Raw genomic sequence first — 15,488 nt, forward strand, 5'->3', positions numbered from 1 at the left:
AAGTTTCACACACACCGCTAGTGCGATCGCCAGTTCTATGCATCAAACCCTTTATCAAGATGGCATTGCCCAGATCGCTGCCCATGATTATGCGGGTGCGATCGCCAGTTTTGATCACGTCATTCAGCAAGCACCGACCTGGGCTGAAGCCTACTATCAACGGGGACGAGCACACTTTGAGTTGAAGCACTTTCAATTAGCGATCGCTGATTACACGACTGCCCTGCAATTGGAACCAGATAACCCAACGGTTTACTTTGCCAGAGGGCTGGCAAATCTGGCGATCGCTCAATGGGAAGCAACGGTTGCCGATGCCAAACACGTTCTCTTGCTCAAACCCGATCAGGCGGCAGCTTACAATCTCCTGGGAAGTGCCCGACAGCAACAGGGCAACCTTCCTAAAGCGATCGCCTGCTACAAAAAAGCGGTTGAGTTTTATCTCGATCAACGAGATATTGCTAACTGCCGTCGTTGTCTCGATCTGATTCGCAAACTGCAAGCGCACACATCCTCTGAGCCACCCTCCCCGTCTCCCAGTTCCGACCCCGTCCCCATCATTGATGCTTCCGAATTTCTTCAACAGGCGGTGGCAAAAGCGAAGCAAGGTAATCTTCGGGGTGCCATGGATGATCTGGATTGGGCACTACAAATTGATCCGCAAGATGCCCATGCCTATGCCAGTCGAGCGCAGGTGTATCGAGAGTTAGGCAATTGGCAGAGTGCGATGGATGATTATCGTCAGGCTGCTCGATTATTTCTCGATCGGGCAGATAAGCCAATGGCAGAGCAAATGCTACAGCAAATTCAACAGCTCAAAGCATTGCAGCCCACCCAACCGCCTCGCCGCCATGGCAAACCCCACTCTCCAGCGATCGCCTATCCTCCGGTTGGCAAACCCAGCCGAGCCATTCAAAATAAGCTTTTACGGCTGATTGGTAACGATCGTAAGATTGCGGCGGGTCTGGTGCAACGGCTGAAGCTAAAGCAACCCGGAATGCCCGAAGATTGGTATTGGGAAAAGGCAATTTATGATCTGGAACGCGATCGCCGATAATAAATTTTTAGGATCGTGAAGTAAAGCCCAATACTTTTTGAGCGCGACGGCGGAGCCGTCGCGCCCAACCCTGCGACTTCGGGCTACCCCACACAAGAGAGTCTGATGATAGCCATGCGTAAAAAACGCCGACGCCGACAATGGGTCAATGAAATTGATGATTTGATTCGGGGAGCCTGTGGTGGCTTTTTGTTTGGCATTCCGCTGCTTTATACCATGGAAGTCTGGTGGATCGGGTCTTTTGTGTCGCCTGAAGTCATGCTAGGGGCGATCGCCCTCAGTTTTGTGGTCGTGTTTTTGGTCAACCGAACGGCTGGGTTTCGCAAGTATCAAAGTATTCGGGTGATCAATGCTGTATTTGAAACGATTGAAGCGATCGCCATTGGGCTAGTATGTACTACGTTAACGCTAATTCTAATTCGCGAAATTACCTGGCAAGTTCCTTTGGATGAAGCGTTGGGAAAAGTAATTTTTGAAGCGATTCCCTTTACCTTAGGCGTTGCTTTAGCCAATCAGTTTTTGTCGGAAGGGTCGGAAGACAGCGACAGCGATTCATCGACTCCCAATACCAACGAAGAGCAACTGAATGCCACGCTATCCGACGTTGGGGCAACCCTGCTGGGTGCGTTAATTGTTGCCTTTAGCATTGCCCCGACCGACGAAGTCAATGTTGTGGCGATCGCCGTTTCTTACCCCTGGTTGCTTGTTATTCTTTCTGCCTCTCTTCTAATTTCCTACGGCATCGTGTTTGAAGCAAATTTTGCTAACCAATCCAAACGCCGCCAACAACAAGGAATTTTTCAAAGCCCGTTGAGTGAGACAATTATGACCTATCTTGTTTCAATCATTGCGGCAGTTTTGATGTTGTGGTTCTTCCAAAAGATCAGTTTCCATGATCCCTGGACGGTCTGGTTGAAATATGCTCTGGTGTTGGGTTTGCCTGCAACGGTTGGTGGTGCCGCAGGACGGTTAGCTGTATGAAAGATGCTGCTTCACAACCCGATATGTCATCCGAACGATCCGAACAATCCAAACAATCTGAACATTCTGAACCATCCAACCCTGCTGAGGTGTTGGCTAAGCGATCGCCTGCCGAAAAAATTACGCTTGCTGTTGCCTCTCTGATTTTATTAACCGTTGTCGGATTGGTCATCAAAGTCTGGCTTGATCCGCGTAGCCAGCTACCGCCCATCATTACGGTTTCGCAAACTGAATCTATCCGTACAGACAAGGGACAATTTTACGTACACTTTGAAGTCGTCAATGTCGGTGGAGGAACTGCCGAATCAGTACAAATCATCGCAGAACTTGAGATCGATGGCGAAGTGGTGGAATCAGGAGAGCAACAAATCGATTTTTTGTCGGGGGGTGAAACTGAAGAAGGGGCATTTATTTTCAGCCAAGATCCACAAAAAGGGGAACTTAGCTTGCGTGCTGCCAGTTATAAGCTGCCATAGCCCCAATCAACACCGTCTATTTAGGATCGTGGATTTAAGAAAACCCGATTCTTTTTGAGAAAGCGGCGGCTCCGCTGTCGCGCTCAAATGGCATAACAGGTGAATCAATCTGTGAGTCTTTGTCGTTTGGATGGCGATCGCCACCAATATAGCAGCGGTACGCATTAGGGTTAGGACGGGGTGCAGGGGTGAAACCCCTGCGTGGGGGCAGTGCCACCCCTCTAATGTCCTAATTGAATTGCGTAGAACCACCAATTTGAATTACAGCCATTTTCAATTGATTAAGCCACAGATTTTTTGTTGTGTGCCGCGCGGAGCGCGGCACACAACAAAAAATCTAACCATCGAGCGAGTTCTATGGATTAAAAAAACGAGGCGACTGGAATTGAAAGGTTAAAGTAAGAATGGAAGAATCGCAGTAAAACCAAAATTCATGGATAACGAACCTATCGTTTTGTTATCAAAACGAGAAATTGAAAAGATGCGCGAAGCCGGACAACTGGCAGCACGCCTGTTGGATTATTTAAAGCCACTGGTGCAGCCTGGAGTCAGCACGTTAGAACTCAATGATGCGGCGGAAGCCTGGACGCAACAGCACGATGCTAAAAGTGCCCCACTGGGCTATCCTGCGGGTGGCAAGAACCCTTTCCCAAAATCAATTTGCACCAGTGTCAACGATGTCGTGTGTCATGGCATCCCGAATGCTAAGCAAATTCTGCGCGAGGGTGACATTATCAATATCGACGTGACCCCGATCGTGGATGGTTATCATGGAGACACCTCGCGGATGTTTCTGGTGGGTGAAACCTCTCCTCTGGCGCGCAAGTTAGTCGAGGTGACGGAAGAATGTCTGCATCGAGGGATTGCTGCTGCAAAACCCGGTGGTCGGATTGGTGATATCGGCGCTGCCATTCAGGAATATGCGGAAGCCAATGGCTTTTCTGTGGTTCGCGATTTTGTTGGACATGGGGTTAGCCGCACGTTTCACACTGCGCCCCAAGTGCCTCATTACGGTACCCGTGGCAAGGGCAAAAAACTCAGACCAGGTATGGTGTTTACCATCGAACCGATGATCAACGAAGGTACCTGGGAAGTGGAAGTATTAAAGGATGGCTGGACGGCTGTGACTAAGGATCGAAAGCTTTCTGCCCAATTTGAACACACTATTGCGATTACGGAAGTTGGTGTCGATATTTTGACACTGCATCCCGATCTCGTGCCTGCTTAAACAGGGTGAGCCGATTCTAGTTATTTGCAAAATAAAGATTTGCAAACGTTTTGACGTGTCATGTTATCCATTTTCAGGGGGTATCGGTTCTGATTCTTCCATCGTTACGACGGCTATCGCAGTTTCTGGTTCTCGTCGTCAGCCTAGTGGGTCTTAGCCTCAGCAGTTGTAGCGCTCTGCCCCAAACCTTAGCCGTTGCCCCCTCAGCCAGCGATCGCCCAATTTACGACTATCGCACCCGGCATGATCCTGACGGCATTGGCAAATTTTATCTGGGGCGTGAGATCGCGCAGGTCATGGGATATCGCGGCGCTGCCTGGTTAGAACGATCCAGCCGCGAGCGAGAAGAACACCCCGATCAGGCGATCGCCGCACTCCAGCTTCAGCCGACCGATGTTGTTGCCGACATTGGCGCGGGAACGGGATACTTCAGCGTTCGCATCAGTCCACTGGTCAATCAGGGCAAAGTGTTTGCCGTTGATGTTCAGCCAGAGATGATCGAGATCTTGACGGCATTGAAACAAGAGAAACAGTTGGAGAATATCGAACCGATTTTGGGCAGTGAAACTGATCCAAAGTTGCCCGCTGCCAGTATTGATCTGGCGTTATTGGTCGATGTTTATCATGAGCTTGCTTATCCCCACGAAATGATGGGCAAACTGGTAGAAGCGCTCAAGCCAGGTGGACGAATCGTTTTGATTGAATATCGTGGCGAAAATCCCCTGATCCCCATTAAAAGGCTCCACAAAATGACGCAGAAGCAAGCTCAACAAGAGCTGCAAGCTGTTGGTCTGATCTGGGAAACCACCCAATCGGTCTTACCTCAGCAACATCTGATGGTGTTTCGCAAAGCTGACGCGATCGCAGCCCCACCTGCGGCTTAAAAACCGAAAGATTTGGCAGAAATTGGCGTCCTTACGCCAGAATAGAGGCAGAAATTTCCGATTTCTATTGCCTCACGTCCAAACCTGCTGACCTATACCTGATCCAAACGGTGATGACCTGTCGCCCAGGATCGTCCTGGCAAATTTATGTGAACATAAAATACCTGCGGTGCGTTATGGCTAGTGCTTAACACACCCTAGGGATAGGTGTTGTGTTGTCCTGACAATCCTTAACAGATGAAAAAATCGGCAGGTTCAGCCCATCGTTTTGGTCAGCTTTGACGTTTTTCTAAGTGCTAGACGCTTCTGGCTCACCCACTCGAATCTCTACCCCCTAATTCCTAACCTCTAACCCCTAACCTCTGATCTTTATGACTCTTTCCCTGACTGACTCGAAGCAATTTCTGACTGACCTGATTGCCCGGTATCAATCTAAAGTTGACTATTTAGCCATTCGATTGGAAGAGGCAGAAGGAACAGACATTTTGTTGCGGGGCGATCGCGTTGAGACGTTAAGTGAAGGTATTTCCATTGGTGGTCAGGTAAGAGCCTGTTATAAAGGCGGCTGGGGATTTGCTAGTTTTAACCGATTGGCAAACTTAAGCGATCGCATTCAAGAGGCGATCGCGGCTGCTCATCTGGTGGGTGAAGAAGAAACCTTACTGGCATCTATCCCTGTGATCCAAGACAGTCGCCAACTGACGATCGTGGGTAGCGATCCCCGCCAAATTCCTTTAGTCCGTAAAAAGGAACTATGTAACCATTACGCCGAAATCTTACGCAGTGTAGACGATCGCATTGCGACGACCTCCGTTCGCTATGGTGACAGCAGTCAACGAATGATCTTAGCTACCTCCGAAGGAACGCTAATCGAGCAGTCTTGGGTTGATATGGAAATGCGATTTGCGGCAACGGCTCGCAATGGAGAAACCGTCCAAACCGGGCGAGAAACCACGGGCTCGCGCAAAGCTTACGAAGATATGGAAAGCCTGGATGAGCAAGTGCGGGGTGCGGCTCAGCGTGCCGTTGATGCATTAGAATTGCCGCCGGTGAAAGGGAATACCTATACGGTTGTGATTGATCCCATCCTCACGGGTTTGTTTGTCCATGAAGCCTTCGGTCACCTGTCAGAAGCCGACATGACCTACGAAAACCCTGATCTCATGGAAGTGATGACGCTGGGTCGGCGGTTTGGTTCAGACGAACTCCAGATCTTTGATGGGGCTGCACCCGAAGGGCATCGTGGCAGTTACTATTACGACGATGAAGGCGTACCTGCTACTACAACCCAACTAATTCGCGATGGCGTTTTAGTCGGGCGGTTACACTCCCGCGAAACTGCCGGAAAACTCGACGAAACACCCACAGGTAATGCTCGTTGTCTTAGCTACCATTACCCGCCGATTGTTCGCATGACCAACACCTGGATTGAGCGAGGTCATACACCCGTTGCCGAACTATTCACAGATATCAAAGAAGGTGTCTATGCCCGCAACTGGATTGGTGGCATGACCAATGGTGAAATGTTTACCTTCACTGCCGGGGAAGCCTGGATGATTCGTAACGGCGAGATTGCAGAACCTGTAAGAGATGTAACGCTTTCCGGCAATGTATTCAAAACCCTATCCGATATCGAAGCCATTGGAGACGACTTCTTCTGGGATGAATCTGGGGGGTGTGGTAAAGGAGGGCAAAGTGGCTTACCCGTTGGCTGTGGGGGTCCCAGCTTGCGGATTCAGGACGTGATCGTCGGTGGAGACGTTGAAGCCTAGCTCGCTTCGGACGATTCGGCTGGCTCTTCGACTGATTCGGCGGTAGCGGGCAACTCTAAACAATAGCCCGCGCCATACACCGTTTTAATATACCGAGGATGCCGGGGATCTGGCTCTAGCTTGGTTCTTAAGTGTCTGACATGCACCCGAATCGTCTCAATGTCGTCGTCTGGATCGTAGCCCCAAACTTCTTTCAAAATTTCACTGGGCGAAACGGTCTGCCCGTGCCGTTGCAATAGGCAATGCAGCAAATCAAACTCTAAGTGAGTTAGCTTTACCGTTTTATCAAACCAAATCGCTTCGAGCCGCTCTGGAACGAGAGTCAGCGGTCCATAATTCAAAATCTCAGTATGCTTAGCTGCCTGAGGAATCCGGTCTGTGCGTCGCAACAGCGCTCGCACCCGCGCCAGCATTTCTTCGATTTCAAAGGGTTTGGTCAGGTAATCATCGGCACCCGCGTTAAAGCCTTCTACTTTATCCTGAGTTTGACCGAGCGCAGTCAGCATCAACACGGGAATATCAGCCGTCCGCTCATCTCGGCGGAGGCGCTGACAGACCGTAAATCCGTCTACCTTGGGTAGCATTAAATCCAGCATGATCAGGTCAGGCATTAGCTGTAATGCTAAAGCTTGCCCCTTAATACCATCTGGTGCCTGGTTGACATCGTAGCCAGCCATTTCCAGGTTGACAGCGACTAACTCTGAGATCGCAGGATCATCATCAATGACGAGAATTCGAGGCATCATTAACTAACTTTTTAACTTTAGCGTCTTAGGATCAGATGAAAATCTGTTTAGGAATAGGAAGATTCCTGTACAGATTATAAGCAAGGATTACAAATTCTTACTAATAGCAGATGAGGCGAGGGAGTATTGTTTCTTCGATGTCGAGCTTGAAACACAGACTGAGCTGCCAAAAATCCCAGTTGATCCACCCAAACAGTGCCAGAAGTAACACGTTATACAAAATAATACCCAGGCTATCTGGCATTCGCCCATCGCTGAAGGCATTGTTGCCGTAGGAAAACCAGGAATTGCCCTGATTTCTAGTCGCTGTCCGGCTTTGTCAAGCGCTAAGTTTATGACCTGCGGCAGTATATATTGAAGTTTCTTATCAGACAATTCTCACTACTTTTTTTTCAGGGGTAAAATTCTTGATTTTGTTGATTCTTGCCGTGGTTGCGTTCCTGGCGCTGGCAATCTATGCCTTGAAGTTAAGGACTGCAATTCAACAGGCTCCACGGGTGCAACGTAGGCTGGCAGAAAGTTTTGTCCCCCATCCCGATGCTGAAGAGAAGGCACCTGTTGTCCACGGGACCCACCTATCCTCTGCTGCCCTAGCTACCTCATCTGTAGCAGATGAGGATGGGATCTCTCCTCCAGAGGGTCTATTGGCATCGGCTTGTATCTCTGTGATTATTCCTGCCTACAACGAAGCGGTGAATGTGGCAGAGTGTCTGCGCTCGGTACTCGATAGTACGACCCTGTCGGGCGATCGCCTTGAGGTGTGGCTAATTGATGACCAGTCAACCGATGACACTTGGGCGATCGCCCAGGCGTTACAAAAAGAATTAAATGATCCCCGGCTGCATCTTTTAGCGGGTGGCGATCGCCCTGAGGGAGAAGTCTGGGTCGGTAAAAACTGGGCGTGTGTTCAAGCCGTGGAACACGCAACCGGAGATGTCTTACTGTTTATCGACGCGGATGTGCGATTGTATCCCGGTGCGATCGAAGCTACCTTGCAAACGGTTGATCAACAGCAGATCGATTTGCTCAGCTATGGACCCGCCATTTTGTGTGACTGTATGGCGGAGTGGGTGGTGCAACCATTAATGTTTAGCATTATTCTCATCGGCTTTAACTTTGAGGCTGTGAATGATCCCCAAAGCGATACTGCCTTTGCGGCGGGACCCTTTATGTTTTTCCGGCGTACTGCCTATGAAGCGATTGGGGGACACCGTGCCGTTGGCGATCAGGTGGTAGAAGATGTGGAACTGGCTCGACGGATTAAAGCAAAAGGCTTAACCCTGAAATTTATCTCTGGCTCTGAAATTGTTGCGGTGCGGATGTACCATTCCTGGCGATCGCTGTGGGAAGGGTGGACGAAAAATTTATATATGGGATCACAACGCAATTTCCCTAAAACCGTCTTATTTATTGGCTTAATGCTGTTGTTGTGTACGGTGCCCTGGATCGTTTTGATCGCCGTGCTGGTGAACCTGAGTCTGGGTAATGGCACGCTGGTAGATGCCGGAACGATCGCCTTGAGTTTGGTTGCGATCGCCCTACAGTATGACTTGCGCCGTGTGGGTGAACAGGGATCAAAAATCCCACCCCGATATTGGTGGTTAACCGGAGTGGGCGGCATGATAGTGGCAGCGATCGCGATCGCCTCCATCATTAAAACTGAAACGGGATGGGGCTGGACTTGGCGAGGTCGCCAGCTTAAGTCATCCCTTCCAGTTTCAACAACTTAGCGCGGATTTCTTCGACCCGTTTGCGATTCACGCCCATATCTGATTGCCCCAAGCGGGAGGCAGACCGAACGTGGATCACACCCGATTTGGGGTCGAGATAAAACTCAACATCATCCACAAAGCCCATCAAAGCAGTCGTGAACTCGGCATGGAGATAGTCTTTTTGATCGGTAATGATCTTCGTTCGCTCCATGCCCTGCACCACCGTTTTTAAGCGCATCATCGCTTGCTCAGGGTTAGACCGATAGGCTAAAGGAGCAATGCTGTGCTGTTTATCTGAGCCTGGGGTTTGGCTGTTGACGCAGTTGGGTGAATTGGGACAGAGGGATAACTTGTTGTCTTTGACGCCGAGAGTGCTGGGTCGCTTTCCAGAGAACGAAAACACGGATGCTCCTCCTGAAGAAAAAAGGGCAAGAAATGATGAATCGGAAACCGTGGGAATCAGGGGATCAACCGTTGATCCCACTATGGGGGCAAAGCGATCGCCTAAGGATGCAACCGATAGACTTTGCGCCTGGGCAGGCAGAACCCAACCCAATGCCAAAGCCAGCGTTATTAGCACAGAAACAAAGAGGGATAAACCTGCTTTAGGCATAGTAAGTAGGGGCGATCGCCCGATGACAACCTAACGTGAGTGAATCACATCTGTCGTAGGGGTATGACATTGCTACCGTCCTACTGAATATGATTTGGATAATCCTAAACCAAATTTAGTTTGGCGGATGGCAGTTTCTGTCGGAAACCGCTATTTGCCAAGGTGAACCCGGTCTAAATCAGTGATCATGGTTAGATGCGGGGGTGGCTGACTGCTCTAGCCGTCGGCATGATTTTTTTGAGCCGATCATGTCGCGATCGGTTCAAAAAAATCATCACCAGAGGTGCAGCATATCCGCAGGGGCTACGCCGCACACTTCATCATTGCATGGATTTCTTTGTCATGATTTGCGCACGTTTCAGCATGGGTAAGGGCAATCAGTGTTATGGACAACTCAATGTCTCGTTCTCCGTTCGATGTTCCCCGGCAAATCGCAACCCTGGTTGCTATCCTGGGAACGTTTTTAGTCAATACGCTTTCTAACCTTTACCCGTTGAATGGCGTCAACATCGGCACTCTTGCCAATACGGTGTTCAAAGATGTTTTAATTATTCCGGCAAACTATGCGTTTGCCATCTGGGGCTTGATTTACCTGGGGTTGCTCGTGTTCGGCGTTTACCAGTTGCTGCCTGCCCAACGCCACAATCCCACCCTGCGCTACGTCGATGGCTTGCTGATTTTGGCGTGTATTGCCCAGATTATCTGGATTTATGTGTTTCAGCTGCAATTGTATTGGCTATCGGTGGTGGCTATGTTGGGCATCTTGTTGCCACTGATGGGGATTTATTGGCGGACATCCAAACTGCATGGACGAGCGTCTCGCGGCGATCGCTGGTGTTTGCTGGCACCGATGAGTGTGTATCTGGGCTGGATTAGCGTAGCTACGATTGTTAATGTGGCGCTGGCTCTATACGACCAGGGCTGGGATGGTTGGCAGATTTCGCCCCAACGCTGGACAGTGTTGGTGATGATTGTTGCGGTCATGCTGGCCGCGATTACATTAGTCGAAAAACTGGATTTTGCCTATCCTCTGGTGATCATCTGGGCATTGATAGCGATCGCTATTCGTCATTTGGATGAAGCGTTAGTTTGGACATCGGCAGCAGGGATGGCGATCGCCCTGACGTTACTTTTCGTAGCGGTTCGTCTGTCGCGCGTTTAGATTTGCATCACTTCACCACATTCACCAGCGAAGCGCTCCACAATATCTACTGAATAGACTGCGTTATTTGTAATGATCGGGGATGAGATAAACTATTCTGCCGGATTTTAGGTTGAAGCCGTCAAATCCCGTAGGGGCGTAGTATTTGGTCAAGGATTTTCGAAGTACATCAAGGATTTTTACCCAATACTTACGTCCTTACGCCCGTCAACACAAACTGGGTTAGAACCAGGGATGGACGCCCAACGATTCTAAACCAGCATGACGCAGTAGAAGAATTGGATAGAGCGAACCAGGAGAAACCTAACCGTGAGTGATTTTCAAGATTTCCTCAAACATCAATATGCCCATGTTGCCGTCGGCGAGTTTAAACCCGGTAAATTTGCCGAAGCTCAACACCTGTATGAGCAGGCGATCGCGACCTATGGTCAGGGGTTTAAGGGGGCGTATTTATTGCGCGAGACCGATTCTGACCGAGGGGTTTCGATTATTTTTTGGGAAAGTGTTGATGACATGGATTCCAATCAAACGGCGGAATATCATGACATCCTCAAAAAAATGGCTCCGTTGTTTACCGGAACCCCCACTACAACCATTTATGAAGTGGTGTCAGAAATTGAACCGTCGCAATTGGCAGCGATCGCTAGCTAATGTTGAGTAGCACAACGGGCTAAGAAACGATATGGGTAGTGTTGACCAGCGGCACGCCGCTGGTCAACACTACCATAGGCTTTCTCACAGGATACCGATCTACGTACCTATTCCCATTGATCTAATTCTGTCATCCAGTAGCGGACAAAGGTAGATACCTGGGTGCGACGGGCTTCAAACGTAGCCGCAATCCACAGCAACAGTAGCCCCATGACAAACACGACTGCCCAGATGAGCAATGGGTAGGTGTAGAACAACAGCCATAGCTGCCGCAGAATTTCGAGTAGAAAGGTGGCAGTGCCAATAAACAGAAAGGCTCGTACTTGCAGCATTAAGCCCACCAGCAATAGGACAAATCCCAAGCCAACGGTAAACAAGGCGATCGCCAAACTGGTTTCAGCCTGATAGATCGCCGTTAAACAAACCAATCCCACTGCCAGACAGCGGAGCAGATGCCGTTTATCGCGTTCAGAAGGCGATCGCAAAGCGGGATCAATCTGAGCCAGATAAAGCAGTGACACTCCTATTGCACAGGTATACCAGAGTGGGTTAGAGATCTTGAGAGCAGCCAGCCAGCGAAAGATTGCCCAGTCTGCCAATAACAAACTCAGATAACTCAGGCGAATTTGGGCAGTGGCGTTGGCTAACCAGGCATAGAAAGCCGCAACGATCAGCACAATCGGGATCGTGGAAAATCCAGCTGTGACTGCCAGTACAGTCCCCGGTAACACAATGGCTGACTGTCGCCAGGGTTCAACCGACCAACCCCATCTCCGCCAGGGTGCCACATGAAATCCATAAGCAATGGGACAGGCGATCGCCCCTGCCCAGGTGAGCAGCTGGTTTGTATCGGGGATCACCAGATAAAGGAAATAACCCACTGCCATCAAGCTGGTGACGATTCCTGTATAGATCCAGGCGTGCTGGCGACGACCCTGCCAAAGCGCATACACGGCTAAGATGATGGCGATCGCAATCCAGAGATAACCTCCGGTGATGCTGCGGGGCAACGTCAGAGCCAGTAACAAAAAGGCGCTACTGACAATCCAATGACCCGTGCCAAACACCTGCACATCTTTCTCAGACAATCTTAGAACCGTGCGCCACCATCGAGCTGGCAAGCGATCGCCCCAGGTTAATAAGCACCCCAGACCTGCCAGTACAACCACGCCGTCTCCTGGTTTGCCACCGGGTGCCTGAAGCAGTTGATAGATCAGCAGTTCGTAAGCCGCCACCGAAACAGCGATCAGGGCAATAACCGTAAACGGTTTGAGGGCGGGTTGTCGTCGCCCAACGCCTATGCCAATCACCGCACCTACTAAGGTATAGACCCCGGTTGTTGCCGCAAACACGGCTGTATGTCCTAAGAACACACCGAAACTGGCGTAAACCAGCGGGATCACATGCCAGCTAGAGCGATAAGACCCTTGAGTGCGCCTGACCCATCGATCTGCCGCCAGTTGGGCAACCAGTCCCAGCAGCAGGTTGGCAGTTGCCAGGGGCATATGCCATCGGGTAAACAGGTCTGGCTGGATTGCTAGGACATTAGCCACGCAGAGTTCCAGACTCCAGGCGATGCCGTAAAATCCCAGGTCGGTGGGTTGTTGCCAGATGCGATAGGCGATCGCGATCGCCAGTACCGCACAGGCGGTTACTTCACTCCACTCCACTGTCTGGATGCCGTTGTACGTCAGAACTGTAGACCCGGTTAAGCATACAATTGTCACCCCAGCGATGGCGATCGCCCAGGCATTACTGGCTCGAATATAGAGCTTTGCCACAATCGTATGGCGACGACGCAACCAACCCCGAAACAACCAGAGTCCTAATGCGGCGATCGCCAGCAGATTCCACACCCAACCCGTTGTCAGGCGATCGCCAAACTGTTGCCAAATAGCATCGGCAATAAAGCCCAAGCCAAACCCAATGGTCAGTAATGCGGCACTGAGATCCTTGACTCGCTTGGTATTGAATAGCATCAACACCGTTGCCAAGCCCAGACTGATGAGACGAGATAGGGAAAAGAAGAAGGTGAGCGGCTGGATCACAATCAACGCAATAATGCTCAGCCAAACGGCTGTTTTGCGCTCAGGCAGTCGCCGTTGATATCCCAAAACAGTCAGGGTCAGCGGCGTTAGTAGCCAGATCCAGGCACGATTGATCGGACCATGCGCTTGCTCTTCCATCAGCACCCAGAAGGAACTATCGGTTAACAGCCAATAGCTGATCCCCGATAGCACTAAACCAAATCGCCAGGCACTGCGCCGCCATTGGTAGAGTTGTGGAAACCGAGCAGCCGGTGGTCTGCGACTGATCGGACGCCAATCGAGGCTAGCAATCCACTCGATCACCATGCCAATCAGCACAATAGCTGCCCAGCGATTGCGGCTGAGGTCGGGTAAGAACCAGTAGATCCAGGCAGCGATCGCCCCCAATGCAACCGCATGGTTCAAGTAAACCAGCGAGCGATGGATTACGCCCCGCCGATAGATCATCACCAACAATGTCAGGGCAGAAAGGGAGAGATTGAGCGATCGCGTTAGCGGGTTGAATAGACTGGCACAGGTGAGCAATCCACCCAATCCCAACGCAAAAAACTCGACGAATCTAACCAGGTGAGGCTGTTGGGCGCGTCGCAATCTTTTTGCCAGTCTCAGCAGCAGCCAGAGGTAGGGCAAGATGCCCAGGCCCAGTAATGCCAGCGGTAAACCATCTGCACCCGCTATACGGATGCAACGGTCGAGAAACTGCTGCCGGAACACAACCGGGAGCAAGCCCCACAGTAGACAGTACGCCTGAAGACCAACCAGAGCAAAAGCAGCCAGGTCTTCAGACTGATGCAGCCGTTTCAAGCGATCGCCTAATAACCCCAACCCTAACCCACTAATGGCGATCGCCTGCCAGGGAGGTTCGATCCACACCGTTGCCAGCCAGCCCAGACAGAGCAAGCCAATGCCCAATTTGCTCCATAGATGGCGAGCCGGATTATATCGGGATAGCCAGCAGAGCAACCATCCACAGATGCCAACGGCTAAACCTAAGCGATGAAAGGGTACCTGCGCCACCCAGAGCGCTCGGAACACCAATAGCAACACTGACAGGGCGATCGTGACCAGCCCCGAGGCTAAGGCGTCGTTCGGCGGATCAGGGGTAGCGACGGGATGGGTCGTTGGTTCATCGGTGGCTTGAACGGCATCCGTTGATGCAGATGCCGCTGAGGAGAATCCCTGATGACGTTGGTCTTGATAGGCGAGAACGGCTGCGGTACTTATCGTGCCCAGGTAAGTGGCGACGAGGGGAACGGATGCAACCGACCAGCCCCAATGCAACCAGCTCAGTGCCACACCGTTGACTAGCAAGCCCAGATTCATAAACGACGGCAACAGAGGTCTGAGCAGTTGCACGACGATCGCCGTTAGACTCAGGGCAGCAATCAACGCGATCGCCATTCCCCATCCGTATTGCCAAATCTGCACCGCATCCATCATCCAAAAGTTAATGGGAATGATCAGCAGTGTGGTTGCCTGAAGCATTTGTGCGGTGAGCCGCAAGCTGGGATTACGAGCCGTCCAAAGACTGGCTCCCCAAAATGCCAGGGTATAGCCCCATAACACGGCATATTGACCGGATGGAGAAAAATTATTCCACTGGCTCGCTGCCAGCACACCAGACGAAACCACCACCATGAAGACGCCCAGAAAGAGCAGCCAGATGACGCTGATCTCAGCCATCAAAGCTTGCAACCGCTGGCTGATAACACTGGGAGGAGGGGCGGGTGCAGGCGATGGCACAGACGACAGGGCAACATTATCTTGCCAGACGCCTGCGGCAATGGGTTGTTTGCGAGGGGGGGAGGTGATGAAATCAGTGATGAAATCGGGTTCGGAGTCAGTCTGAGTTGCGATCGCACTGGGCGTTGGCAGAGTGCAAACCAGATGTTGGCGGCAGATCTGTCGAACTTGCTCGGGGGAAAGCAGCCCTAATTCTTGCCAATATGCCAGTCCATCCAGCAGATTTGATTGATCCGACTGAACCGTGACCTCTACACGAATGGGGGATTCGGGTTTAGATGCCATGTAAGTTATGCCAGCATCGCCAGGATTTTAGTTGAGACAAATTATTTTCATTGTCCTCTATTGCTGGTAACGGTATTCATGCAATGATTTTTCGTGGTGCGGGCGTCGCCCGCGCCACGAAAAATCGAACAGT

At 50.9% G+C, this 15,488-nt stretch carries 13 protein-coding genes; 9 read left to right on the top strand and 4 right to left on the bottom strand.

Going from position 1 to position 15,488, the window contains the following annotated elements:
• Window positions 1–37 precede the first annotated feature (37 nt).
• From ACR6Z4_RS15565 to ACR6Z4_RS15575, 3 genes are all read left to right on the top strand, one after another.
• Window positions 38–1,054, top strand: a complete 1,017-nt coding sequence (locus ACR6Z4_RS15565) for a tetratricopeptide repeat protein (protein ID WP_479718212.1) — start codon at window positions 38–40, stop codon at window positions 1,052–1,054.
• A gap of 114 nt (window positions 1,055–1,168) precedes the next feature.
• On the top strand, window positions 1,169–2,035 hold the full coding sequence (locus ACR6Z4_RS15570) for a TIGR02587 family membrane protein (protein ID WP_479718213.1): 867 nt from the start codon (window positions 1,169–1,171) through the stop codon (window positions 2,033–2,035).
• Complete coding sequence (locus ACR6Z4_RS15575; protein WP_479718214.1) at window positions 2,032–2,511, top strand: TIGR02588 family protein; 480 nt, start codon at window positions 2,032–2,034, stop codon at window positions 2,509–2,511. The genes ACR6Z4_RS15570 and ACR6Z4_RS15575 overlap by 4 nt, the downstream gene beginning before the upstream one ends.
• A 34-nt stretch (window positions 2,512–2,545) precedes the next feature.
• Here the strand turns inward: ACR6Z4_RS15575 and ACR6Z4_RS15580 are convergent, their stop codons facing one another.
• Window positions 2,546–2,728 (bottom strand): hypothetical protein, encoded by a 183-nt coding sequence (locus ACR6Z4_RS15580; protein ID WP_479718215.1) that lies wholly within the window; start codon window positions 2,726–2,728, stop codon window positions 2,546–2,548.
• Between the two features lie 195 nt (window positions 2,729–2,923).
• Between ACR6Z4_RS15580 and map the strand changes: the two genes are divergently transcribed.
• From map to ACR6Z4_RS15595, 3 genes are all read left to right on the top strand, one after another.
• On the top strand, window positions 2,924–3,739 hold the full coding sequence (gene map, locus ACR6Z4_RS15585) for a type I methionyl aminopeptidase (RefSeq protein ID WP_479718265.1): 816 nt from the start codon (window positions 2,924–2,926) through the stop codon (window positions 3,737–3,739).
• A gap of 50 nt (window positions 3,740–3,789) precedes the next feature.
• Window positions 3,790–4,623: a class I SAM-dependent methyltransferase gene (locus ACR6Z4_RS15590; RefSeq protein ID WP_479718216.1), complete on the top strand. Its 834-nt coding sequence runs from the start codon at window positions 3,790–3,792 to the stop codon at window positions 4,621–4,623.
• A 371-nt stretch (window positions 4,624–4,994) separates the two neighbouring features.
• The gene (locus ACR6Z4_RS15595) at window positions 4,995–6,395 is read left to right on the top strand and encodes a TldD/PmbA family protein (protein ID WP_479718217.1); all 1,401 of its coding nucleotides are present in this window, start codon (window positions 4,995–4,997) and stop codon (window positions 6,393–6,395) included.
• Here ACR6Z4_RS15595 and ACR6Z4_RS15600 read toward each other — a convergent pair.
• Complete coding sequence (locus ACR6Z4_RS15600) at window positions 6,392–7,138, bottom strand: response regulator transcription factor (protein ID WP_479718266.1); 747 nt, start codon at window positions 7,136–7,138, stop codon at window positions 6,392–6,394. The two genes, ACR6Z4_RS15595 and ACR6Z4_RS15600, sit on opposite strands and share 4 nt — an antisense overlap.
• A gap of 410 nt (window positions 7,139–7,548) precedes the next feature.
• Between ACR6Z4_RS15600 and ACR6Z4_RS15605 the strand changes: the two genes are divergently transcribed.
• Window positions 7,549–8,871 carry a glycosyltransferase family 2 protein gene (locus tag ACR6Z4_RS15605; protein WP_479718218.1) on the top strand — a complete coding sequence of 441 codons (1,323 nt, stop codon included), beginning with the start codon at window positions 7,549–7,551 and terminating at the stop codon, window positions 8,869–8,871.
• Here the strand turns inward: ACR6Z4_RS15605 and ACR6Z4_RS15610 are convergent.
• Window positions 8,840–9,256 (bottom strand): DUF1499 domain-containing protein, encoded by a 417-nt coding sequence (locus ACR6Z4_RS15610; RefSeq protein ID WP_479718267.1) that lies wholly within the window; start codon window positions 9,254–9,256, stop codon window positions 8,840–8,842. The two genes, ACR6Z4_RS15605 and ACR6Z4_RS15610, sit on opposite strands and share 32 nt — an antisense overlap.
• Window positions 9,257–9,863: 607 nt before the next feature.
• On the opposite strand from ACR6Z4_RS15610, the gene ACR6Z4_RS15615 reads away from it, so the two are divergent.
• Window positions 9,864–10,628 carry a tryptophan-rich sensory protein gene (locus ACR6Z4_RS15615; RefSeq protein WP_479718219.1) on the top strand — a complete coding sequence of 255 codons (765 nt, stop codon included), beginning with the start codon at window positions 9,864–9,866 and terminating at the stop codon, window positions 10,626–10,628.
• A 309-nt stretch (window positions 10,629–10,937) separates the two neighbouring features.
• Window positions 10,938–11,279, top strand: a complete 342-nt coding sequence (locus ACR6Z4_RS15620; RefSeq protein WP_479718220.1) for an antibiotic biosynthesis monooxygenase — start codon at window positions 10,938–10,940, stop codon at window positions 11,277–11,279.
• A gap of 107 nt (window positions 11,280–11,386) precedes the next feature.
• Here ACR6Z4_RS15620 and ACR6Z4_RS15625 read toward each other — a convergent pair whose 3' ends face one another.
• Window positions 11,387–15,355: a DUF2339 domain-containing protein gene (locus tag ACR6Z4_RS15625; protein WP_479718221.1), complete on the bottom strand. Its 3,969-nt coding sequence runs from the start codon at window positions 15,353–15,355 to the stop codon at window positions 11,387–11,389.
• Window positions 15,356–15,488: the final 133 nt, after the last annotated feature.

The sequence above is a fragment of the Calyptranema fuscum S582 genome (assembly GCF_055793305.1).